The sequence below is a fragment of the Bradyrhizobium daqingense genome (assembly GCF_021044685.1).
Classification (GTDB): Bacteria; Pseudomonadota; Alphaproteobacteria; order Rhizobiales; family Xanthobacteraceae; genus Bradyrhizobium; species Bradyrhizobium daqingense.
The window spans coordinates 5,375,357-5,396,030 of record NZ_CP088014.1 but is presented as its reverse complement, the minus strand read 5'-3'; the positions used below and the strand labels follow the sequence as shown (position 1 = coordinate 5,396,030).

Below are 20,674 nucleotides of genomic sequence, written 5' to 3'. Positions count from 1 at the left end.
CGTCCTATCATAGCGCTATTCAGCCCATGATTCGTCATGCCCGGGCTTGACCCGGGCATCCACGACTTGATCTAAGGCGGCAGACACGTGGATGGCCGGGATGAACCCGGCCATGACGGGAAACAGCCATGCACGACATCAAATCGATCCGCGACAATCCGCAAGCTTTCGACGCCGGCCTCGCGCGGCGTGGCCTGAAGCCGATGTCGGCATCGCTGCTCGCGATCGACGAGAAACGGCGTGCGGCGATCCTCGCTTCCGAGCAGGCGCAGGCGCGACGCAATGCGGCCTCGAAGGAAATCGGCGACGCCAAGAAGGCCAAGGACGAGGCGCGCGCGGCGAAGCTGATGGCCGAAGTGGCCGAGCTCAAGACCACGATGCCGGAGCTCGAGGCGGCCGCGAAGGCTGCCGACGACGAGTTGATGAAGGAGCTGTCGGCGATCCCGAACATTCCGTTCGACGAAGTGCCCGACGGTGTCGACGAGCACGGCAACGTGCAGCACCACGTATACGGCAACAAGCGCAATTACGCGTTTGCGCCAAAGCTGCATGACGATCTCGGCACCGCGCTCGGCTATATGGATTTCGAGGCGGCGGCAAAGCTCTCCGGCGCGCGCTTCGTCGTACTGAAGAAGGGCTTGGCGCGGCTCGAGCGCGCAATCGGCCAGTTCATGCTCGACCTGCACACGACCGACCACGGCTACATCGAGATCAATCCGCCGCTGTTGGTGCGCAATGAGGTGATGTTCGGCACCGGCCAATTGCCCAAGTTCGAGGACGACCAGTTCTGGGCGATAAAGGGCGAGCTGCTCGCGGCGCCCGACCATGAGCGGCTGAAGACCGAGCGCCTTGGTCTGATCCCGACCGCAGAGGTCTCGCTCACCAACCTTGCGCGCGAATCCATCCTCGACGAGAAGCAATTGCCGATGCGGCTGACCGCGCTGACGCCGTGCTTCCGTGCCGAGGCGGGCGCCGCGGGGCGCGACACCCGCGGCATGATCCGCCAGCATCAATTCACCAAGGTCGAGCTGGTCTCGATCACGACGCCTGAGACCAGCAAGGACGAGCTGGAGCGGATGCTGTCCTGCGCCGAGCAGGTGCTGCAGAAGCTCGACCTGCATTATCGCGTGATGACGCTTTGCGCAGGGGATATGGGCTTCTCGTCGCGAAAAACCTACGACATCGAGGTCTGGATGCCCGGGCAGGGCGAGGGCGGCATGTTCCGCGAGATCTCGAGCTGCTCGGTCTGCGGCGACTTCCAGGCGCGGCGCATGGATGCGCGCTCGCGCGGGCCGGACGGCAAGCCGCGTTTCGTGCACACGCTGAACGGCTCCGGTACCGCAGTCGGCCGCGCGCTGATCGCCGTGATGGAGACCTATCAGCAGGAGGACGGCTCGATCGCAGTCCCCGACGTGCTCAAGCCCTATATGGGCGGCGTGAAGGTGATCAGCCGCGAGTAGAGCGTTTTCGAGCGAAGTAGCTGCCGGTTCGCGTCAAGAAAACGCGCCGGACAGAATCGCGTTGCGAAGATCGGGCGGCCGGCTATCCTGCCGGCCCGTCCACGCGAACCCCAACGTCCATGGCCTTGCACCGCGACATCTTCTGGGTCGGCCGACAATGGGCGGTGACGGGCGCCGGCATCCAGGCCGTCGACCAGCGCCTGCGCGGCGTGTTCGACATCGACATCACGCGGCTCTGGGACGACGATCTCGTGCAGGGTCGGCGGGCCAAGCCCGGCGTCAATGCTGCCGATTTCGACAAGGCGCTGGTGGTGGCGCGCGAGCGCTTTCCGCAGGCCTCCGGGCCAGATCCGCTCATCGCGCAATTGGCGGCGCTCGGCGTGGTCGAAACGCCCGTCGTGAGCCCGGTCGTGCCGGCGATGCAGCTACGCGCGGAGGGCCGGCTCGCGCGATTCGTGCCGCAATGGCGCGTCCGCCGGTAGGACTTAGCCGGGAACTGGCCGCTCCCGGTTTGCCTGATCCGGCATAGCCGGATAAGACGGCTCAGGCCCGCTTTCTGGAACAGACCTCCCGCATGCGCATCCTCTGCACCAATGACGACGGTATCCACGCCCCCGGCCTCAAGGTCGTGGAGGAGATTGCGCGCGCGCTGTCCGACGACGTCTGGGTGGTGGCGCCGGAGCTCGACCAATCCGGCGTGTCGCATTCACTGTCGCTGAACGATCCTCTGCGCCTGCGCGAGGTTGGACCGCGGCACTTCGCCGTTCGCGGCACCCCGACGGACTGCGTCATCATGGGCGCGCGCCACATCCTCGGCACCAAGCCGCCGGATGTTGTGCTGTCCGGCGTCAACAAGGGGCGCAACGTCGCCGAGGACGTGGTCTATTCCGGCACCATCGCCGGCGCGCTGGAAGGCACCATCCTGGGGCTGCCGTCATTCGCGCTATCGCAGGAGTTCAGCGTCGAGACCCGCGATCGCCTGCCGTGGGACACCGCGCGCAAATTCGGCCCCGACATCGTGCGGAAGGTGATTGCCGCCGGTGTCCCCAAGGACACGGTGATCAACGTCAATTTCCCGTCCTGCGCCCCCGAAGAGGTGCTGGGCATCCGCGTCACGCGCCAGGGCAAGCGCAATCTCGGCTTCCTCAGGGTCGACGAGCGCAAGGACGGCCGCGGCAATCCCTATTTCTGGATCGGCTTCGAGCGCGCGGCGATGATGGACACGCCCGCCGACGGAACGGATCTCGCGGCGCTGCGCGAGCGCTACGTCTCGGTCACGCCGCTCAGGCTCGACCGCACCAATGAAGCGTTTTCGGCAGAATTGAGCGCCACGCTGAAGTAGCAGCTATCCGCCGCGAAGCGCGGCTTCGATGGTCCTGCCGAGAGCATCGAGCTGGAACGGCTTCTGGAGCGCCGGCCGGTCGCGGTACTGTTCGGGCAGGCCGGAGGAGCCGTAGCCTGTGGCGAAGATGAACGGGCAGCCCTTCGCCTTGATGACGTCGGCCACCGGAGAGATGACCTTGCCGTTGACGTTGACGTCGAGAATGGCGATGTCGAACTCGGTCGCCTGGGCGAGCCGCATGGCCTCGGTGATGTCGCCTGCCTCGGCTGCGACCGTGTAGCCGAGCTCTTCGAGCATGTCCGCCACCATCATCCTGATCATGACCTCGTCCTCGACGAGGAATACAGAGCGGCCGGAAAGCCCCGTCGCGGTCATCTTTGAGTCCTTGCCCATTCCCAAAAACGTTCGCAGATAACATGAATCGACGCAATGCGCGTTTCGACGAACGGATGCCCGAAAATGGCCTTCGCAGCTTGCCCGTTGCAAGCCAATTTATGGTCAAATGCCTAGCCCGAAGGATAGCATGGGTTCCTGACCAGGAACAAGATTCTCAGTGGCCGGAGCTTGCTATCCTCCGGCCCTGACGACACAGCATTGGCGGCAATGACCTCCCATCAGCACCCACCGGAAAAGATGATGTTTCAGCTCACACTGAGGCGTCGCGGAATCAGCGATCAGGCGGTACTGCGGACCATGGAGGAGGTGCCGCGCGAGCAGTTCGTCGACGAGGCCGATCGTGACGGCGCCTATCGCGATAGTGCGCTGCCGATCGCCTGCGGGCAGACCATCAGCCAGCCCTTCGTCGTCGCCTATATGACCGAGCAGCTCCAGCTCCAGAAGCACCACCGCGTGCTCGAGATCGGCGCCGGCTCGGGCTATCAGGCCGCGGTGCTGTCCCGGCTCGCCGGACAGGTGCTCACCGTCGAGCGCTACCGCAAGCTGGCGGACGCCGCACGCGCGAGGCTCGAAAAGCTCGACTGTCACAATGTCGAGGTGATGCTGGGCGACGGTCTCAACCTGCCTGCCAATATCGGGCCGTTCGACCGCATCATCGTCACCGCGGCGATGGAGCAGCTTCCCGAGAACCTGGTCGAACGGCTCGATATCGGGGGCATCCTGATCGCGCCGGTCGGCCCGCATCAGGGGGTGCAGACGCTGATCCGCCTCAGCCGGACCGAAAGAGGGATCGAGCGCAAGGAACTCGTCGAGGTCCGCTTCGTGCCGGCGCTGCCCGGCGTGGCGCGCGAGCTGTAGAATTCCGGATCAGCTGTGCTGCCAACATCTTATTGGGAGGGTTAAGCCGTTATTTACTCGGCGCGTGTTTACTTAAAAGACCAGTTCTGTTGCGTACGAGTGAGTAACCATGTCCGTCGTCGCCGAGTTGCTTTACTCGCGCCGTGTGCCGCAGGTCGCGGTCCTGGCGCTGATCTCCTTCAGTTTTGCGGGGTGCAGCGCCGACATGTCGTCGCGGCTGTCCCAGTCAAACTTCTCCAATCCCTTCGCCTCTGATCAGACCGGATCGGTGCAGCAGGCCCCGCCGCCGCAGCAGCGCGAGCTGCCGCAATATGCGCGGCCGCAGACCCAGCCCGGCTATTATCAGTCGCAACCGCTGCCGCCGCCCGCGGTGACCGCCCCGCAATCCTATCCCGTCACTTCGGGTGGCGGCGTATCCGGAGGCGGTCGCGGCGTCAGCTCCTATGCACCCCCGGCGCAGCCACATCTGGAAACCACGGCCACCGTGCCGCCGCGCTCAGTCGCGGCTGCCCAGCCGGCCGGCGGCACCAAGATCATCGTCGGCACCAGCGACACACTCGACGTGCTCGCCAAGCGCTATCGCGTCACGCCGCAGGCGATCTTGGCCGCTAACGGTTACAAGGGGCCGCGCGCGCTCTCGCCCGGCCAGCAGCTGATCATTCCGCATCCGACCACGGCTCCTGCGCCCGCACCAGTGATGGCTCCCGTTGCGGCAGCGCCTGCGGCCAAGCCGGTTGCCGTCGTCGCTGCGCCGCCGAGCACGCATTTCGTCAACCGCGGCGACACGCTTGCCAGCATCGCGCGTAACAACCGTATCTCGGCGGCCGAGCTCGCACGTGCCAATGGCCTCGACCCATCGGCCAAGCTCAAGCTCGGCACCAAGCTGACGGTGCCGGGCGCCAAGACTGCTGCCGTCGCAGCGCCCGTTGCTGCGGCTCCGGTCGCGGCTGCACCGGTGGCCGGAACGCTCCAGCCCGTCGCGGCTGCTCCGGCGCCCGCCACCAAGGTGGCCATTGCCGCCGCGCCCGTGCAGAGCGCGCGTCTGGCCCAGGCCACGGCCAATGTCGAGGAGAAGCCCGCCGAGACCCCGGCGAAGGCTGCGGAGGCCACGGGCGCGCTACCGACCTTCCGCTGGCCGGTGCGTGGCAAGGTCGTCACGAGCTACGGCGCCAAGACCAACGGCAAGTCCAACGACGGCATCAATCTCGCGGTGCCCGAGGGCACGCCGGTCAAGGCCGCCGAAGACGGTGTCGTCGCTTATTCCGGCAACGAGCTGAAGGGTTACGGCAACCTGGTCCTGGTTCGGCACTCCAACGGCTACGTCACCGCATATGCCCATGCGAGTGAGCTGTTGGTGAAGCGCGGCGATACCATCAAGCGCGGTCAGGTCATTGCCAAGTCGGGTCAATCCGGGGAAGTGGCGTCGCCGCAGCTTCACTTCGAGATCCGCAAGGGATCGAGCCCGGTTGACCCGCTTCAATTCCTGAACGGAGCGTGAGACGCGGGCCCTGAGTAGGGCACGTGATCACCACATCCAAGATGTCATCGCCCGCCTTGTGCGCACTTGCGCACTGGAGCGGGCGATCCAGTATTCCAGAGACGATTGTTGTTACGTCGATAGGCCGCGGCGTACTGGATTCCCCGCTTTCGCGGGGAATGACAGCAGTGGGTCACGTGAGTCCGTCTACGTCCCCGTCAGCTTCACGCCGAGCCGGCCCGCCAGCTCCTGCACGAACTGCCATGCGACGCGGCCCGAGCGCGAGCCGCGCGTGGTCGACCATTCCAGCGCCTCGCGCTCCAGCGCCTCGTCGTCGACCTCAATGCCGAAATGGCCGCAATAGCCGCGCACCATGGCGAGATATTCGTCCTGGCTGCAACGGTGGAAGCCGAGCCAGAGGCCGAAGCGATCCGACAGCGAGACCTTCTCTTCGACCGCTTCGCCGGGATTGATCGCGGTCGAACGCTCGTTCTCGATCATGTCGCGCGCCAGCAGATGGCGGCGGTTGGAGGTGGCATAGAGGATGACGTTCTCGGGCCGGCCCTCGATGCCGCCTTCGAGCACGGCCTTGAGCGATTTGTACGACGCGTCATTGCCGTCGAAGGAGAGGTCGTCGATGAACACGATGAAATGGAAGCTGGCGTCGCGGAGCTTCTCCATCAGCATCGGCAGCGTTTCGATGTCCTCGCGGTGAATCTCGATCAGCTTCAGCCTGTCGGCCGGCTTGCGCTCCGCGTTGATGCTGGCATGCGCGGCCTTCACCAGCGACGACTTGCCCATGCCGCGCGCGCCCCAGAGCAGGGCGTTGTTGGCGGGTAGGCCATTGGCGAAGCGCTCGGTGTTCTCCATCAGGATGTCGCGCATCCGGTCGACGCCCTTGAGCAGGAACAGCTCGACGCGGCTGACCCGCGGCACGGCGGCAAGGCGGCCGTCAGGGTGCCAGACATAGGCATCCGCCCGTTCGAAAGACTCGGCCTCGACCGCCGGCTTGCCCTGGGCCGCAAGCTGCGCTGCAATGGTCTCCAGCGCGCGCACGATGCGCTCCTGCGAGAGGTCCGGGGCCGACTTGAGATTCGCCTTGGGGTGCGCCTTGGGATGCGCCTTGGCGGCCGTCGTGGGGCGTTTTGCCGCGACGCGGGCGAGCTTGCGGGCAGGGGTGCTGGGGCCTTTGCCGGCCGGGCTTTTGCTTGCTTTTTTGGGCATGTCCGAAGTTCCTGAGAATGCAGCCTTATCGGGCCTGAGGGCGCGCCGCAAGGTGGCCAAAAGGGCGGTCTGGCAGCGTTGCAATTGGGGCAATGGCCGCTATAGTCCGCGCGAATTTGACCGAACCGGTCGCCTTTGAGGGCCTGACCGGCTTCCCCCCGTTCTCACGAGGATCGTCCGAATGCTGATTACCCCTGCGTATGCCCAGGCTGCGGCCGCCGGCGACACCAACAGCATGTTGATGTCGCTGCTGCCGTTCGCCCTGATCTTCGTGATCATGTACTTCCTGATTCTGCGTCCGCAGCAGAAGAAGGTCCGCGACCACGCCGACCTCGTGAAGAACATCCGCCGCGGCGACACCGTCGTGACCTCGGGCGGCCTGGTCGGCAAGGTCACCAAGGTCGTCGACGACGACCAGATCGAGTTCGAGATTTCCGACGGCGTGCGCGTGCGGCAGATGCGCCAGATGATCTCCGGCGTGCGCGCCAAGGGCGAGCCGGCCAAGGAATCCAAGGATAGCAAGGAAGCCGCCAAGGAAAACACCAAGGACGACGCCGCGTCGAAGTGAGCGCTTCCGCGAGCATCTCCAATCTCCTGATCTGACAGGTCCAGTCGATGTTGTATTTCACGCGGTGGAAGGCGCTGGGGATCATCCTGACGGCGCTGATCGTGTGCCTCTGCGCGGTCCCCAATTTCTTCCCCGAGGCGCAGGTCAAGACCTGGCCCGCCTGGGCGCAGCGCCGGCTGGTGCTCGGCCTCGACCTCCAGGGCGGCTCCTATCTGCTGCTCGAGGTCGATTCCAACTATGTGAAGAAGGAGAAACTCGACCAGGTCCGCGACGACGTCCGCCGGACGCTGCGCGATGCCAAGATCGGTTTCACCGGCGGCGTCACCGTGCGCAACGACGCCGTCGAAGTCCGCATCACCAAGGAATCCGACGTTCAGGCTGCGCTCGCCAAACTGCGCGAATTGTCCCAACCGCTGGGCGGCCTCATGGGATCCAGCGGTCAGCGGGACCTCGAGGTTGCCGACGCCAGCGGCGGGGTGATCCGCCTGAGCGTTCCGCAGGTCGCGATACTCGATCGCCTGCGCAAGACCATCGAGCAGTCGATCCAGATCGTCGAGCGCCGCGTCAACGAGCTCGGCACCGTCGAGCCGGTGATCCAGCGTCAGGGCAACGACCGCATCCTGGTGCAGGTGCCCGGTCTCCAGGATCCGACTCGTCTGAAGGAGCTGCTGGGCAAGACCGCGAAGATGGAATTCCGCATGGTCGACGCCTCCGTGCCGCCGGATCAGGCGCAGCAGGGCAGGGTTCCGCCGGAATCCGAGCTCTTGATGAGTGCCTCGCCACCGCCGACACCTTACGTGGTCAAGAAGCAGGTGCTGGTGGCCGGCGGTGATCTGACCGACGCCCAGGCAAGCTTCGACCAGCGCACGGGCGAGCCGGTCGTCAGCTTCAAGTTCAATACCTCGGGCGCCCGCAAGTTCGCGCAGGCCACGCAAGAGAACGTGGGGCTGCCCTTCGCCATCGTGCTCGACAACAAGGTGATCTCGGCGCCCGTCATCCGGGAGCCCATCACAGGCGGCCAGGGTCAGATCTCCGGCAATTTCACTGTGCAATCGGCCAACGATCTCGCGATTCTTTTGCGCGCCGGCGCGCTGCCCGCGCCGCTGACCGTGGTCGAGGAGCGCACCGTCGGCCCGGGTCTCGGCCAGGACTCGATCGAGAAGGGCGAGCTTGCGGCTTACGTCGGCTCGATCCTGGTCATCATCTTCATGCTGGTGACCTATCGGCTGTTCGGCGTGTTCGCCAACATTGCCGTGGCCATCAACGTCGCCATGATCTTCGGCCTGTTGTCGCTGCTCAACGCCACGCTGACGCTGCCCGGCATCGCCGGCATCGTGCTCACCGTCGGCATCGCGGTCGATTCCAACGTGCTGATCTACGAACGCATCCGCGAGGAATTGCGGGGCGGTCGCAACGCGATCTCGGCGATCGACGCCGGCTTCAAGCGGGCGCTCGCGACCATCCTCGATTCCAACATCACCACCTTCATTGCTGCCGCGGTGCTGTTCTACATCGGCACGGGTCCGGTACGCGGCTTTGCCGTGACGCTCGGCATCGGCATCATCACCACGGTGTTCACCGCCTTCACCCTGACCCGGCTGATCGTCGCCTGGTGGGTGCGGTGGAAGCGGCCGCAGAGCGTGCCGATCTAGGAGCCTGATCGTGACTCAGACCGTTCTCATCGGGCTCGGCGTCCTCATTGCCATTCTCACCGTGGTCGCGGCGTTTGGCTGGCTGCCGTCGCTGCGCATCGTCCCCGACGATACGCATTTCGACTTCACGCGTTTCCGCCGCATCAGCTTTCCGATCTCGGCCGCGTTGTCGATCGTCGCAATCGTGCTGTTCTTCACCCATGGGCTGAATTTCGGCATCGATTTCCGCGGCGGCACGCTGCTGGAGGTCAGGTCGAAGTCGGGCCCTGCCGACATTGCGGCGATGCGCACGACGCTGGATGGCCTGCGCCTGGGCGAAGTCCAGATTCAGCAAATCGGCGATGCCGAGAACGTCCTGATCCGCGTCGCGGAGCAGCCGGGCGGCGACGCCGCGCAGCAGGAGGCCGTGCAGAAGGTTCGCACCGCGCTTGGCGATTCCGTCGAATATCGCCGCGTCGAGGTGGTCGGGCCGCGCGTCTCCGGCGAATTGCTGGCCTTCGGCATGCTCGGCCTGATGTTCGCGATCATCGGAATCCTGATCTATCTCTGGTTCCGGTTCGAATGGCAGTTCGCCCTGGGCGCCATGATCGCCAACGTGCACGACATCGTGCTGACCATCGGCTTCATGTCGATCAGCCAGGTCGATTTCGACCTGACCAGCATCGCCGCGCTTCTGACCATTCTCGGCTATTCGCTCAACGACACCGTCGTCATCTACGACCGCATCCGCGAAATGCTGCGGCGCTACAAGAAGATGCCGATGCCGCAGCTGCTCAACGAGTCCATCAACTCGACGCTGTCACGCTCGATCATCACCCACGTCACGGTGACGCTGGCTCTGCTCGCGCTGCTGCTGTTCGGCGGTCACGCCATCCACAGCTTCACCGCGGTAATGATGTTCGGCGTGGTGCTGGTCGGCACCTACACCTCGATCTTCATCGCGGCGCCGATCCTGATCTATCTCGGCGTCGGCGAGCATCGCGAAGACGCACCCGATACGGATACGCCGGCGAAGAAAAGCAAGGCATGATCCGAACCGCATGCCCTCGCAGACGTTTGCGAGGGCAGTAAGCCCATTCGGACGAAGCTCATGGCCGGCGATCCCAACGCACCGCATTTCCCGCGCTCGGCGCCGATCGATGCCTACGGCAAGGGCGGCTTTGCCTTTGCCGGCATGTCGCATCGGGGATCGCTGTTGTGCCTGCCGGAGGCGATCTGGGCCTGGGACGTGACCGATCCCGCGAAGATCGACCGCTATTCGCTGGACCGGGTCTTCGCAGCCGCCAACGGCATCGACACCCTTCTGATCGGCACTGGAACCGGGCTCTGGCTGCCGCCGCCGGAGCTGCGCCAGGCGCTCAAGGCGGTGAGGGTGGTGCTGGACACGATGCAGACCGGCCCCGCCGTGCGCACCTATAACATCATGATCGGCGAGCGGCGGCGCGTCGCGGCCGCGCTGATCGCGGTGCCATGAGCAGCACCGCGCAGGCGCCCGACTCGACTGCCTTCTGCGCCGATCTCGTGCGCAACCACGACTTCCCGCGTTATGTCGCGACGCTGTTCGTGCCTTCCGCCGAGCGCCGCGCGCTGCTGGCGCTCTATGCCTTCAATGTCGAGATCGTGCGCGTCCGCGACCAGGTGAGCCAGCCCTTGCCCGGCGAGATTCGCCTGCAATGGTGGACCGACATGCTGTCGGGGCAGGTTCACGGCAGCGCCGAGGGCAATCCGGTCGCGGCCGAGCTGCTTCGCGCCATCCGCGATTATGAGCTGCCGGTCGAACCGCTGTCGCTGCTTGCCGACGAGCACCAATTCGATCTCTACAACGATCCGATGCCGACCATGGCGGCGCTGGAGGGTTATTTGGCTGCGACTTCGTCGGCGCTGTTCAGTCTCGCGGCGCAGGTCCTCGCGCCGCCATCGGAAGCGGTCGAGCATGTCGCTCGGCATGCCGGACTGGCGCAGGGCATCCTTCAGGTCATCGCCAATCTGCCGCGCGATGCCGCACACCGGCAATTGTTCGTGCCGCAGCAGGTGCTGGCGAACCACAATTGCAACATGGAAGACGTGTTCGCCGGCAAGGAGACGCCAGCCTTGCGCGCCGCGCTGGATCAGCTTGCGGGCGAGGCACAGCAGCATCTGACCACGGCGCTGTCGCTGCTGCCGCAGGTGCCCGCATCCGTACGTCCTGCGTTTCTGTTGCTGAGCCACGTGCGGGCCGAACTCAAGCGCCTCTCGCAGGCCGGGCGCAATCCGTTTGCGCTGCTGCCGGCCTCGCGGCTGCGCACGCTGTGGACCCTTTGGCGGGCTTCACGTTCCCGAGAATTTACCAAATAGCGGTTGGCTTGTCGCCCGGGCCGGGCAAATGCTCTATGCTGTCCCATGGCCGACTTGTCCCAAATCACGTCCTGCGATCTCAGCGGCCTTGCGGTCGCTCCCGGTGACATTCACGCCGCCGCAGAGGTCATCCACGGTGCCGTTGTCGAGACGCCCTGCAGCTACAGCCGGACGCTGAGCAACATTTGCGGCTGCGACATCTGGCTCAAATTCGAGAACCTGCAGTTCACCTCCTCGTTCAAGGAGCGCGGCGCCCTCAACCGGCTCACGGCGCTGACGTCCGAGGAGCGTGCGCGTGGCGTCATCGCGATGTCGGCGGGCAACCACGCCCAGGGTGTCGCCTATCACGCCAAGCGGCTCGGCATTCCCGCCACCATCGTCATGCCCGTGGGCACGCCCATGGTGAAGGTCGAGAACACCCGGCATCACGGCGCGGAGGTGGTGGTCACCGGTGCGACGCTGGAGGAGGCGGCCGCGTTCGCGCGCAGTCACGGCGAAGCCCGCGGCATGATCTTCGTCCATCCCTACGACGATCCGCTCGTCATCGCGGGGCAGGGCACCGTCGGGCTGGAGATGCTGAAGGCCGTGCCGGAGCTCGACACGCTGGTCGTTCCGATCGGCGGCGGCGGACTGATCAGCGGTACCGCCATTGCGGCGAAATCGATCAAGCCGTCGGTGCGGATATTGGGCGTCGAGGCCTGGCTTTATCCCTCGATGTACAACGCCATCCACGACGGCAACCTGCCGGCGCGCGGCGACACGCTCGCCGAAGGCATCGCGGTCAAATCTCCGGGCAAGATCACCACCGAAATCATCCGTCGTCTCGTCGACGACATCGCGCTCGTCAATGAAGCCGAGCTCGAGCGCGCGGTCGCGACCCTGATCTCGATCGAGAAGACGGTGGTCGAGGGCGCCGGCGCCGCGGGCCTTGCCGCGCTGATGTCGGATTCATCCCGCTTCGCCGGCCAGAAAGTGGGCCTGGTGCTCAGCGGCGGCAACATCGACACCAGGCTGATCGCCTCCGTCCTCACGCGCGAGCTCGCGCGTGAAGGACGACTGACCCAATTGTCGCTCGATATCCCCGACCGCCCCGGGCAGCTCGCCGCAGTGGCAGCGCTATTGGCCGAAGCCGGCGCCAACATCATTGAGGTCTCGCATCAGCGGACGTTCTCAGACCTGCCGGCGAAGGCGACGCTGCTGCAACTCGTCATCGAGACCCGCGATGCCGCGCATCTCGATGAGGTCATGGCAAAGCTCAGTGCGTCCGGATTGAGCGCGCGCTGCACCTGAGCGGCACGTGCCGTCATCGCCGCGCGACGCTCGCGAGGTGGTCGATGAGGCGATCGATCTCGGCTTCGGTGTTGTAGTAATGCGGGGAGGCGCGCACGAGCGGCGGTAGCGAGCGCGCTTCGGCATCAATGCGGGTGCTCGCCGGATCTGACGCCCCGATCGTGATGCCGGCTGCAGCGGCACTGCTGACGATGGTGTCGGCCTCATGTCCGTCCATCGTGAAGCTGACGATGGCGCCCGGACGACGCCCGAGGTCGCGAATGGTGACGCCGGGGATCGCAGCAAGGCCAGTGCGAAGACGCTCCGCGAGCCCACGGCAGCGCTGCGCGATCGAGGCCATTCCGATATCGAGGGCATAGTCGACCGCCGCGCCCAGCCCCAGCCGGGCGGTGTAGTTGTTCTCCCAGGTCTCGAAGCGGCGTGCGTCGTCGCGCAATTGATAAGAATCGCGCGAAACCCAGGGTGCCGCGAAATGATCGATCATGGGCGGCTCGAGCTGCTGCAATAGCGCGCGACGGACATAGAGAAAGCCCGTGCCGCGCGGCCCACGCAGGAATTTGCGTCCCGTGGCCGACAGCATGTCGCAACCGATGGCTTCGACATCGACCGCCATCTGGCCCACCGCCTGGCAGGCGTCGAGCAGGTAGGGAATGCCGTGCGCTCGCGCGATCCTGCCGATCGCCGCCGCGGGATTGACCAGCCCGCCATTGGTCGGAACCCAGGTGATGGCGATCAGCTTCACGCGCTCATCGATCATGCGTTCGAGTGCGCCGACATCGAGCTCGCCGGTCGCGTCGCTCGGCACCACATCGATGACCGCGCCTGTGCGTTTGGCAACCTGAAGAAACGCAACATAGTTGGCGGCGTACTCGGCTTCGGCCGTCAGGATCCGGTCGCCTTCTCGAAATGGCAGCGAATAGAACGCCATCTGCCAGGCAACCGTCGCGTTCTCCACCAGGGCGATTTCATCCGGCGCTGCGTTCAAGAGCCGGGCCACTGAGCCGTAAACGGCTTCGAGACGATCGGACTCGCGATCGGCCGCGGCATAGCCGCCGATCTCGCTCTCGAGATCGATATGTTCCTTCATCGCAGCGACGACGGGCGCGGGCATGAGAGCCGCCCCGGCATTGTGGAGATACGCGAGCCGGGAGGCAGCAGGCGTGTCGGCACGCATTTTGTCGATGTCGATCACGTCAGAGCCTCCATCGTCAGGTTCCTCGTAGACACAATGACGCACGCGGGCAAGTTCGGGCAGACGACTGTTCCGGCTGGAGCATGCGGGTCGGGATGCCTATGCTGATCGGAAGCGCAATTTGGCACGGAACGACAGGGAATACCCAATGGCAAAGAACACGATCTGCCTCTGGTATGACAAGGATGCTGAAGCCGCGGCCCGCTTCTATGCCGAGACGTTTCCGGACAGCGTGGTGAGTGCGGTTCATCGCGCGCCCAGCGATTACCCGTCGGGCAAGGCTGGCGATGTCCTGACCGTCGAATTCACGGTCGCCGGCGTTGCCTGTCTCGGCCTCAACGGCGGGCCCATCTTCAAGCACAACGAGGCCTTCTCGTTCCAGATCGCCACCGACGACCAGGCGGAGACCGACCGTTACTGGAACGCCATCGTCGCCAATGGCGGGCAGGAGAGCGCCTGCGGCTGGTGCAAGGACAGGTGGGGCGTTTCCTGGCAGATCACGCCGCGGGTGCTGACCGAGGCGTTGGCCGCCGGTGGTGCGGAGGCCAAGCGCGCCTTCGATGCCATGATGGGGATGACGAAGATCGACGTCGCCGCGATCGAGGCCGCGCGCCGCGGCTGAGACGGTCTCGCCTCAGATGCAGAGGCCGAGCAGCTTGACGTGACAATTGCTCGGTTTCGGCTTGCTTGTGGGCGCGACCTCGCGCTTCACGGCAACCAGCGGCTCCTTGTCTTTCTTCTTCTTGCCCTTCGGCTCGTAGTCGCCGGCGATCACCATCGCCCAATAGGTGCGCTTGCCGCTGGTCGTTTTTGCGCTCGCGATGCCGACGCGGGAGGCATTGTGCAGCAACAGGTTCTTCCGGTGGCCGGACGAGTCGATCCACTGTCCCAGCGTCTTCTCGAAATTGTCGTAGCCATAGGCGATGTTCTCGGCGGCGCGGCCCGCGCCGGCTGGCGCGACCCGGCGATTGAACGGGCCGAGCGCATCGTGGCTGAGATCGTCCTTGGCCGCCATCGCACGGGCCTGGTCCATGGCGATGCGATCGAGCGTGGCATCGCGCACGACACGAACTTCACCGTGCTTGAGGCGGAAGTTCGAGATCAGCTCGGCCGGAGAGTCAGCCTTTGCGGGCGCGGCGGTCAGCAGCAAAAGGCCGGCGGTCAGAGCGCCAGCCAAGCAATGCATCACCGTCCCCCGAGTGTCCATAATCCCCGCCAAGCCCGAATTATTTGACCGCTTCTCTATCGGCAATGTGGACGCTTCAAGGCGCGGATCATGCTCTAACCGGCCGGCAGGTCCGCCTCGAAATTGAAGCGGTCGCGCAGGTTCTTGCGCTGCTCGAGGATGTCCTTGAGGAAGGCGCGGTCCTGGTCGTTCTTCATCATCGGCTCGATCAGGTCGAGCTGGTTCATGGCGACCAGTTGCAGGATTTCCGTGCGCGGCTTGCCGCCTGAGTCGCGCGGCAGCGCGTGGACGACCTGGATGTGTTCCGGCGGCTTTGGGCCCTTGGCGGCCGCAAGCTCGTTGCGAAGCTCGCCTTCGAGCGCGGCCTGATCGGCTTCGACGAAGGCATAGAGCCCGACACCCGAGCGGCGGTCGGCGAAGGCGACGATGGCGGTGTCGCGCACCGCCGGGTTCTTGCGGATCAGTTCCGCCAGCACCGGCGCATCATTGACGAGGCGGCGGCCGCCGCCCTCGCGGTCGGTGAAGTTGAACAGGCCGCGGGTGATGGCGCGGTAGACCTTCTTGCCCGTGGCGAGCCACAGGCTCGCGGCGAACGACTTCTTCGCCAGGATCTTTCGTTCGCGCGGCGTCAACGCCTCGGGCGCATAGGAGCGCTTGTGCTTGAGCAGATGCCGGAGGTCTTCATAGGCCAGGATGCGGTAGAGCCGGCCGCGCCTCACGAAGCAGGCGGCGAGCTGGAAGTCGGTGACGTAAGCGTGGCCGTCGCGGCCGACCAGCCAGTTCTGCTCCTTGGCGAGATCATTGTGACAGATGCCGGCACGGCGCAGCCGCCGCAGCGCGGCCTTGGCCGAGCGGAAATAGGCGAGGTCGCCATGCGGCTTGGCCAGATGCAGCGCGACGCCGTCGACGAAGCCGCGCACCAGCGCGCGCCGTCCGGCCCATAGCAGCTCCGGGCCGACATTGAGGCCCTTCGCGAGTGCGAGCGCATGCTTCTCGCGGGCGAACAGATGCCGGGCCAGCAGGAATGACCACCACGGCACCTCGTCGAGCCGGCGCAGCACCGCATCGACTTCGCCGTTGTCGTCGCGAAAGCGGCCGCGCTCGACGGTCGAGAACACGTCGCGCTTGAGCAACACACCCTCGGTCCAGCGCGCCGAGAGTTCCGCGGCGTCGTCATTGGGGAGGCTCATCGACAACTCACGCAGCGGCGGCAATGCGCAGGTGATCGGCGATCCAGCGATCGAGATCGGCGAGCGCGCGTGCGCTCATCGCCTGCTTCTTGGCCACCGTCTTCTCGTTGCCGCGCAGCCGCGTGCCGTCGGGCTTCTTGGTCGGCACGGTCGCGAGCGGCGGGAACAGGCCGAAATTGATGTTCATCGGCTGGAATGAGCGCGTGCCCGGCTCGACGGTCTCGATATGGCCGCCGGTGATGTGGCCGAGCAGCGATCCCAGCGCCGTCGTGCCCGGCGGACTCGCCAGCGTTTCGCCGCGCGCGTCGGCGGCTGCATAGAGCCCGGCAATCAGGCCCACGCTGGCGGATTCGACATAGCCCTCACAGCCCGTCATCTGGCCGGCAAAACGCAGCCGAGGCTGCGCGCGGAGGCGTAACTGGCCGTCGAGCACCTTTGGCGAGTTGAGGAAGGTGTTGCGGTGCAGACCGCCGAGGCGCGCGAACTCGGCTTTCTCGAGCCCGGGGATGGTGCGGAAGATGCGCTGCTGCTCGCCATATTTCAGCTTCGTCTGAAAGCCGACGATGTTGTAGAGCGTGCCGAGCTTGTTGTCCTGGCGCAGCTGCACGATCGCATAGGCTTTCGTCGTGGGATCATGCGGATTGGTCAGCCCGACCGGCTTCATCGGGCCATGGCGCAGCGTCTCGGGGCCGCGCTCCGCCATCACCTCGATCGGCAGGCAGCCGTCGAAATAGGGCGTGTTGGTCTCCCACTCCTTGAATTCGGTCTTCTCGCCCGCGATCAGCGCGGCGACGAAGCCGTCATACTGCTCCTTGGTCATGGGGCAGTTGATGTAGTCGGCGCCGTTGCCGCCAGGGCCGACCTTGTCGTAGCGTGACTGGAACCAGGCGACCGACATGTCGATGGAGTCGCGATGCACGATAGGTGCGATCGCGTCGAAGAAGGCGAGCGCGTTCTCGTCGGTCAGCTCGCGGATGGCATCGGCCAGCGGCGCAGAGGTAAGGGGGCCGGTCGCGACGATGACGTTGCTCCAGTCGGCCGGAGGCAGGCCGGCGATCTCGCCGCGAGCGATCTCGATCAGGGGATGCTCATCGAGCGCCCTGGTGACGGCCGCCGAGAAGCCCTCGCGGTCGACGGCGAGGGCACCGCCGGCGGGCACCTGGTTGGCGTCGGCGGCGCGCATGATGAGCGAGTCGAGCCGGCGCATCTCGGCATGGAGCAGGCCGACGGCATTGTTGGCGGCATCGTCCGAGCGGAACGAATTGGAGCAGACGAGCTCGGCAAGGCCGTCGGTGCGATGCGCCTCGGTCATGCGGGTCGGCCGCATCTCGTGCAGCACCACGGGCACGCCGGCCTTGGCCACCTGCCAGGCGGCTTCGGAACCGGCAAGGCCGGCGCCGATCACGTGCACGATGTTGGATTGGGATCCTGTCATGGGGCGGACAGGTAGCGCTTTTCGGCGATGAGTGGAATCGCCGAGTTCGACTTTTCTGCCGCTAGATACGACAACGCCCGCACGAGGCGGGCGCTATCGGTTCGTCCGGTAAAGGGCTGAACGAAATCAGCCCTGATACTGGCCGGCGGCAACGCGCGGGATGTCCGAGCGATCGAGGCCGATGTCGGCCAGTTCGCGATCGCTGAGCTGGGAGAGCTCGGCAACATTGCGCTGATAATCCCGGAAAGCCTGGATCATGCGGATGAGCGAGAGCAGCATTGGTAGTCTCCTGTAGTTCGATTCAGCCCTTGCTCGGGCCTCATCGTTGAAATGAATATAGGTGAGAGTGGTGCAGTGCGAAAGTTCCGATGTTGCGATGCAGCTAAGCGTTACGTGCATAGCGTCGGTAACGGACGCTTAACCCGAGGGCGCTCCTGCCCATGCAAGGGGCAATAAGCAGTGCGCGGAGCAATAAAGGCCCGTAGTTACACGGACTTAGGTCAGAAATCGGATTCGGTAGGTGCAGGAAATATGTTGTGTTCCCCTGCCTGCAAGGCAGCCGGGCCAGCGTCTTAACCCAAGTCACGCATGCGCGATTCGCATGTGTTTAAGTCTAAGAATGAATATATATTCACTTGCGTGGACGCACGCATTACAGGGGATGTAATGAAAAACCTGCGCATACCGCCCTGCGCCCCGCGCAAGATCACGCAAATCTCGCGAGGAGTTTACTGCGACAAGTTGCCACATCCGAGCAAAAGTCTTGTCGCAGAATCCGGCAATGCCGCTGGTCTGCAGAAGGACAAGAAGGAAGGTAACGTCATGACGAAGTTACTCGGGGCTGTCGCAATTGCCGCCGTCGTGTTTGCTCTCCCGCCGGCCGAGGCTGCCAAGCGGAGTGCGGGCGGCTGCAGCTCGGCCAATCTGGAGAAGACCGAAACCGCGATCGAGAACATGGCCGACGGTGACAGCAAGCTCGTCGCTCAGAAGGAGATCGCAGCTGCGCAGGACTCCCTGCTCAACGGCAAGATGGGTGCGTGCGGTGCGCACCTGAACAAGGCAATGCAGGCCTCCGCGGCCAAATAGAAGGGTTGAGACGTCAATTCAGAGAGGGCCGGTCGCTGGGCGATCGGCCCTCAATTGATCGATCGGTTTAGGGAGCTCGGGCCAGCTGGGCGGCGAAATAGGCGACGGTCTTGGAATAGACCTCGCTCTTGTTCCACTGCTTCAGCACCTCGAAGTTGGGACTGCCCGGCTGCCAATCCTTGCCCCGCTGCCAGCCGTAGCCGACGAGATAGTTGGCGGTGGAGGCGAGCACGTCGGGCGCGTTGTGCAGGAGATCGCGCTTGCCGTTGCCGTCAAAATCTACGGCGTATTTCATCCAGGACGACGGCATGAACTGGGTCTGGCCGAGTTCGCCGGCCCAGGCGCCTTTCATGTCGGCGGGTGCAAGATCGCCGCGCTGGACGATGCGCAGGGCATCCAACAGCTCGGCCCGAAACTGCTCGGAGCGCCGGCAGTCATAGGCCAGGGTCGCCAGCGAGCGGATCGTCGCGAATGAGCCGGTGTTGACGCCGAAATCGGTCTCCAGACCCCAGATCGCGACCAAGATCTCGCCTGGGACGCCGTAGGTCTGCTCGATGCGCGACAAAACGGAGCCGTACTGCTTCATCCTGTTGGAGCCGCGCTGCAGGCGCGGCGGCACCATGCGGCCCGAAAACTCTTCGAAGCTCTGGCTGAACACCTTCTGCGAGCGGTCGCGGTTGAGCACGTTCTGATCGAGCGTCACGCCGGCAAACCCGGCGGTGATCGCCTGCTGCGAGATGCCTTTGGCAGCGGCGTCGGTTTTGAAGTCCGCAAGCCAGGCATCGAAATTTCCCGAGCCGCAGGCAACAGCGGCGAGCGCTGGCTGGGCTGACAGGATTGAAGCGGAAAGGGCGAAAGCTGCGAGAGCGAGACGAGAAATCGTCGGGGTCATCAGTTGAAATGGATTCCGTGAAGTGATCTGACCGGCCTGCGCAATCTCGGTTGCAACCGCGGCCAAAGCAAGGCGTGCGGCCCTGTCCGAACCGGGCAGGGCCGCACGTCACGACATTGTCAGGCGTCCGTGTTGTCTCGCCACGGGAAGAGGTTGGCGGGGAAGTCGGCCGCCGGCTTGCGCGGCCGATGCGGCGGAGGCGGCACCGGACGAGCACCCGGTTCGGAGACGATCACCTTGCGGTAGAGATGCCAGGTGGCGTGGCCGAGCAGGGGGATCACCACGGCAAGACCGATGAAGGCCGGGATCGTGCCGAGCGCCAGCAGCACCGCCACGATCAGGCCCCAGGCCGCCATCGGCACCGGGTTCTTCGCGACGACGCGCAGCGACGTCGTCATCGCTTCGAATGCGCCGGCATGACGGTCCAGCATCAGCGGGAACGACACGGCGCTGATGCAGAGCGCGGCGAGCGCGAACAAGAAACCAACGCCGCAGCCGACCACGATCAGCCACCAGCCCTGCTCGGTGGTCAGAACGCGCGTCATGAAATCCGAGATCCCGGTCGCGCCCTCATAACCGAATGCCGCGATGTAGATCGCCTGCGCGGTCGCAATCCAGGTCACGAACAGCGCGAGCAGCAGCGTGCCGAGGCCGAGCATCGCGCCAAACGACGGCGAGCGCAGCACCTCGATGGCATCCCAGGCGGTCGCCTCTTCATGGCGTTCGCGCCGGCTGGAGAGTTCATACAGCCCAAGCGCCGCGAAGGGGCCGATCAGCGCGAAGCCCGCGGCCAGCGGAAACAGCAGCGGCAGCACCGAATAGCCCATCACCGCGCGGGCGAGCACGAGGCCGAGCACCGGATAGATCACGCAGAGGATGATGGCGTGGCTCGGAACGGCCTTGAAATCCTCCCAGCCGCGCTTCAGCGCATCGTGCAGGTCGGACAATTGGATGGTCCGGATCACCGGTCCAGCCGCTTCCGCGGGCTGGGCCACCGTGGGGACATCGCCCGGGTAGAGTGTGGCCATGGTCGCTAGCTCCCTTGCCGCGCGGTCGATCTCGCGCCGGCAACGGCGCAAGCGGCCGCTTTCT

At 65.1% G+C, this 20,674-nt stretch carries 22 protein-coding genes; 13 read left to right on the top strand and 9 right to left on the bottom strand.

Annotated features, from left to right (window positions below; all coding sequences use genetic code 11):
• Nucleotides 1-128: 128 nt before the first annotated feature.
• From serS to surE, 3 genes are all read left to right on the top strand, one after another.
• Nucleotides 129-1,460: a serine--tRNA ligase gene (serS, locus tag LPJ38_RS25555; RefSeq protein ID WP_145639468.1), complete on the top strand. Its 1,332-nt coding sequence runs from the start codon at nucleotides 129-131 to the stop codon at nucleotides 1,458-1,460.
• 119 nt (nucleotides 1,461-1,579) lie between these two features.
• A complete protein-coding gene (locus LPJ38_RS25550) occupies nucleotides 1,580-1,942 on the top strand; it encodes a hypothetical protein (RefSeq protein WP_145639467.1) in 363 nt (120 codons plus the stop codon).
• A 92-nt stretch (nucleotides 1,943-2,034) separates the two neighbouring features.
• A complete protein-coding gene (gene surE / locus LPJ38_RS25545) occupies nucleotides 2,035-2,802 on the top strand; it encodes a 5'/3'-nucleotidase SurE (protein ID WP_145639466.1) in 768 nt (255 codons plus the stop codon).
• 3 nt (nucleotides 2,803-2,805) lie between these two features.
• On the opposite strand, the gene LPJ38_RS25540 is transcribed toward surE, so the two are convergent.
• The gene (locus tag LPJ38_RS25540) at nucleotides 2,806-3,177 is read right to left on the bottom strand and encodes a response regulator (protein ID WP_145639465.1); all 372 of its coding nucleotides are present in this window, start codon (nucleotides 3,175-3,177) and stop codon (nucleotides 2,806-2,808) included.
• 228 nt (nucleotides 3,178-3,405) lie between these two features.
• Between LPJ38_RS25540 and LPJ38_RS25535 the strand changes: the two genes are divergently transcribed.
• Both LPJ38_RS25535 and LPJ38_RS25530 read left to right on the top strand, forming a co-directional pair.
• Complete coding sequence (locus LPJ38_RS25535) at nucleotides 3,406-4,056, top strand: protein-L-isoaspartate(D-aspartate) O-methyltransferase (protein ID WP_145639463.1); 651 nt, start codon at nucleotides 3,406-3,408, stop codon at nucleotides 4,054-4,056.
• A gap of 109 nt (nucleotides 4,057-4,165) precedes the next feature.
• Nucleotides 4,166-5,554, top strand: coding sequence for a LysM peptidoglycan-binding domain-containing M23 family metallopeptidase (locus tag LPJ38_RS25530; RefSeq protein ID WP_145639462.1), 1,389 nt, complete (start codon nucleotides 4,166-4,168; stop codon nucleotides 5,552-5,554).
• A 186-nt stretch (nucleotides 5,555-5,740) separates the two neighbouring features.
• Here LPJ38_RS25530 and LPJ38_RS25525 read toward each other — a convergent pair whose 3' ends face one another.
• On the bottom strand, nucleotides 5,741-6,757 hold the full coding sequence (locus tag LPJ38_RS25525) for an ATP-binding protein (protein ID WP_145639460.1): 1,017 nt from the start codon (nucleotides 6,755-6,757) through the stop codon (nucleotides 5,741-5,743).
• Nucleotides 6,758-6,938: 181 nt separating this feature from the next.
• Here LPJ38_RS25525 and yajC point away from each other — a divergent pair, with 181 nt between their 5' ends.
• From yajC to LPJ38_RS25495, 6 genes are read left to right on the top strand one after another with little or no spacing between them, the layout of a single operon-like run.
• Nucleotides 6,939-7,325: a preprotein translocase subunit YajC gene (gene yajC, locus LPJ38_RS25520; RefSeq protein ID WP_145639458.1), complete on the top strand. Its 387-nt coding sequence runs from the start codon at nucleotides 6,939-6,941 to the stop codon at nucleotides 7,323-7,325.
• A gap of 47 nt (nucleotides 7,326-7,372) precedes the next feature.
• Complete coding sequence (gene secD, locus LPJ38_RS25515; RefSeq protein ID WP_145639456.1) at nucleotides 7,373-8,977, top strand: protein translocase subunit SecD; 1,605 nt, start codon at nucleotides 7,373-7,375, stop codon at nucleotides 8,975-8,977.
• A 10-nt stretch (nucleotides 8,978-8,987) separates the two neighbouring features.
• Nucleotides 8,988-10,007 carry a protein translocase subunit SecF gene (secF, locus tag LPJ38_RS25510; RefSeq protein WP_145639454.1) on the top strand — a complete coding sequence of 340 codons (1,020 nt, stop codon included), beginning with the start codon at nucleotides 8,988-8,990 and terminating at the stop codon, nucleotides 10,005-10,007.
• Nucleotides 10,008-10,067: 60 nt separating this feature from the next.
• A complete protein-coding gene (locus LPJ38_RS25505; RefSeq protein ID WP_145639452.1) occupies nucleotides 10,068-10,451 on the top strand; it encodes an Mth938-like domain-containing protein in 384 nt (127 codons plus the stop codon).
• Complete coding sequence (locus LPJ38_RS25500) at nucleotides 10,448-11,311, top strand: phytoene/squalene synthase family protein (protein WP_145639450.1); 864 nt, start codon at nucleotides 10,448-10,450, stop codon at nucleotides 11,309-11,311. The genes LPJ38_RS25505 and LPJ38_RS25500 overlap by 4 nt, the downstream gene beginning before the upstream one ends.
• Nucleotides 11,312-11,356: 45 nt before the next feature.
• Nucleotides 11,357-12,601, top strand: coding sequence for a threonine ammonia-lyase (locus LPJ38_RS25495; RefSeq protein ID WP_145639446.1), 1,245 nt, complete (start codon nucleotides 11,357-11,359; stop codon nucleotides 12,599-12,601).
• Nucleotides 12,602-12,614: 13 nt separating this feature from the next.
• Here the strand turns inward: LPJ38_RS25495 and LPJ38_RS25490 are convergent, their stop codons facing one another.
• Nucleotides 12,615-13,793: an aminotransferase class V-fold PLP-dependent enzyme gene (locus LPJ38_RS25490; protein WP_145639444.1), complete on the bottom strand. Its 1,179-nt coding sequence runs from the start codon at nucleotides 13,791-13,793 to the stop codon at nucleotides 12,615-12,617.
• Between the two features lie 148 nt (nucleotides 13,794-13,941).
• Between LPJ38_RS25490 and LPJ38_RS25485 the strand changes: the two genes are divergently transcribed.
• Entirely contained in the window at nucleotides 13,942-14,415 is a 474-nt protein-coding gene (locus tag LPJ38_RS25485) for a VOC family protein (RefSeq protein WP_145639442.1), read from the top strand.
• 12 nt (nucleotides 14,416-14,427) lie between these two features.
• Here the strand turns inward: LPJ38_RS25485 and LPJ38_RS25480 are convergent, their stop codons facing one another.
• The 4 genes from LPJ38_RS25480 to LPJ38_RS25465 form a co-directional block, all read right to left on the bottom strand.
• Complete coding sequence (locus LPJ38_RS25480) at nucleotides 14,428-15,000, bottom strand: CAP domain-containing protein (RefSeq protein WP_145639440.1); 573 nt, start codon at nucleotides 14,998-15,000, stop codon at nucleotides 14,428-14,430.
• Nucleotides 15,001-15,074: 74 nt separating this feature from the next.
• Complete coding sequence (locus LPJ38_RS25475) at nucleotides 15,075-16,169, bottom strand: serine/threonine protein kinase (protein WP_145639438.1); 1,095 nt, start codon at nucleotides 16,167-16,169, stop codon at nucleotides 15,075-15,077.
• 7 nt (nucleotides 16,170-16,176) lie between these two features.
• On the bottom strand, nucleotides 16,177-17,604 hold the full coding sequence (gene trmFO / locus LPJ38_RS25470; RefSeq protein WP_145639436.1) for a methylenetetrahydrofolate--tRNA-(uracil(54)-C(5))-methyltransferase (FADH(2)-oxidizing) TrmFO: 1,428 nt from the start codon (nucleotides 17,602-17,604) through the stop codon (nucleotides 16,177-16,179).
• 126 nt (nucleotides 17,605-17,730) lie between these two features.
• Nucleotides 17,731-17,883: a DUF1127 domain-containing protein gene (locus LPJ38_RS25465; RefSeq protein ID WP_007590701.1), complete on the bottom strand. Its 153-nt coding sequence runs from the start codon at nucleotides 17,881-17,883 to the stop codon at nucleotides 17,731-17,733.
• A gap of 387 nt (nucleotides 17,884-18,270) precedes the next feature.
• Between LPJ38_RS25465 and LPJ38_RS38155 the strand changes: the two genes are divergently transcribed.
• Nucleotides 18,271-18,690, top strand: coding sequence for a hypothetical protein (locus LPJ38_RS38155; protein WP_347339038.1), 420 nt, complete (start codon nucleotides 18,271-18,273; stop codon nucleotides 18,688-18,690).
• A gap of 67 nt (nucleotides 18,691-18,757) precedes the next feature.
• Here the strand turns inward: LPJ38_RS38155 and LPJ38_RS25455 are convergent, their stop codons facing one another.
• On the bottom strand, nucleotides 18,758-19,582 hold the full coding sequence (locus LPJ38_RS25455; protein WP_145639433.1) for a lytic murein transglycosylase: 825 nt from the start codon (nucleotides 19,580-19,582) through the stop codon (nucleotides 18,758-18,760).
• A 119-nt stretch (nucleotides 19,583-19,701) separates the two neighbouring features.
• The gene (locus LPJ38_RS25450) at nucleotides 19,702-20,610 is read right to left on the bottom strand and encodes a DUF2189 domain-containing protein (protein ID WP_145639431.1); all 909 of its coding nucleotides are present in this window, start codon (nucleotides 20,608-20,610) and stop codon (nucleotides 19,702-19,704) included.
• Nucleotides 20,611-20,674 lie beyond the last annotated feature (64 nt).

Bases quoted from the DNA above. Each gene is read 5' to 3' on its own strand.
- serS (WP_145639468.1), top strand. From the start codon at position 129: ATGCACGACATCAAATCGATCCGCGACAATCCGCAAGCTTTCGACGCC.
- LPJ38_RS25550 (WP_145639467.1), top strand. From the start codon at position 1,580: ATGGCCTTGCACCGCGACATCTTCTGGGTCGGCCGACAATGGGCGGTG.
- surE (WP_145639466.1), top strand. From the start codon at position 2,035: ATGCGCATCCTCTGCACCAATGACGACGGTATCCACGCCCCCGGCCTC.
- LPJ38_RS25540 (WP_145639465.1), bottom strand. From the start codon at position 3,177: ATGACCGCGACGGGGCTTTCCGGCCGCTCTGTATTCCTCGTCGAGGAC.
- LPJ38_RS25535 (WP_145639463.1), top strand. From the start codon at position 3,406: ATGACCTCCCATCAGCACCCACCGGAAAAGATGATGTTTCAGCTCACA.
- LPJ38_RS25530 (WP_145639462.1), top strand. From the start codon at position 4,166: ATGTCCGTCGTCGCCGAGTTGCTTTACTCGCGCCGTGTGCCGCAGGTC.
- LPJ38_RS25525 (WP_145639460.1), bottom strand. From the start codon at position 6,757: ATGCCCAAAAAAGCAAGCAAAAGCCCGGCCGGCAAAGGCCCCAGCACC.
- yajC (WP_145639458.1), top strand. From the start codon at position 6,939: ATGCTGATTACCCCTGCGTATGCCCAGGCTGCGGCCGCCGGCGACACC.
- secD (WP_145639456.1), top strand. From the start codon at position 7,373: ATGTTGTATTTCACGCGGTGGAAGGCGCTGGGGATCATCCTGACGGCG.
- LPJ38_RS25505 (WP_145639452.1), top strand. From the start codon at position 10,068: ATGGCCGGCGATCCCAACGCACCGCATTTCCCGCGCTCGGCGCCGATC.
- LPJ38_RS25500 (WP_145639450.1), top strand. From the start codon at position 10,448: ATGAGCAGCACCGCGCAGGCGCCCGACTCGACTGCCTTCTGCGCCGAT.
- LPJ38_RS25495 (WP_145639446.1), top strand. From the start codon at position 11,357: ATGGCCGACTTGTCCCAAATCACGTCCTGCGATCTCAGCGGCCTTGCG.
- LPJ38_RS25485 (WP_145639442.1), top strand. From the start codon at position 13,942: ATGGCAAAGAACACGATCTGCCTCTGGTATGACAAGGATGCTGAAGCC.
- LPJ38_RS25480 (WP_145639440.1), bottom strand. From the start codon at position 15,000: ATGGACACTCGGGGGACGGTGATGCATTGCTTGGCTGGCGCTCTGACC.
- LPJ38_RS25475 (WP_145639438.1), bottom strand. From the start codon at position 16,169: ATGAGCCTCCCCAATGACGACGCCGCGGAACTCTCGGCGCGCTGGACC.
- trmFO (WP_145639436.1), bottom strand. From the start codon at position 17,604: ATGACAGGATCCCAATCCAACATCGTGCACGTGATCGGCGCCGGCCTT.
- LPJ38_RS25465 (WP_007590701.1), bottom strand. From the start codon at position 17,883: ATGCTGCTCTCGCTCATCCGCATGATCCAGGCTTTCCGGGATTATCAG.
- LPJ38_RS38155 (WP_347339038.1), top strand. From the start codon at position 18,271: ATGAAAAACCTGCGCATACCGCCCTGCGCCCCGCGCAAGATCACGCAA.
- LPJ38_RS25455 (WP_145639433.1), bottom strand. From the start codon at position 19,582: ATGACCCCGACGATTTCTCGTCTCGCTCTCGCAGCTTTCGCCCTTTCC.
- LPJ38_RS25450 (WP_145639431.1), bottom strand. From the start codon at position 20,610: ATGGCCACACTCTACCCGGGCGATGTCCCCACGGTGGCCCAGCCCGCG.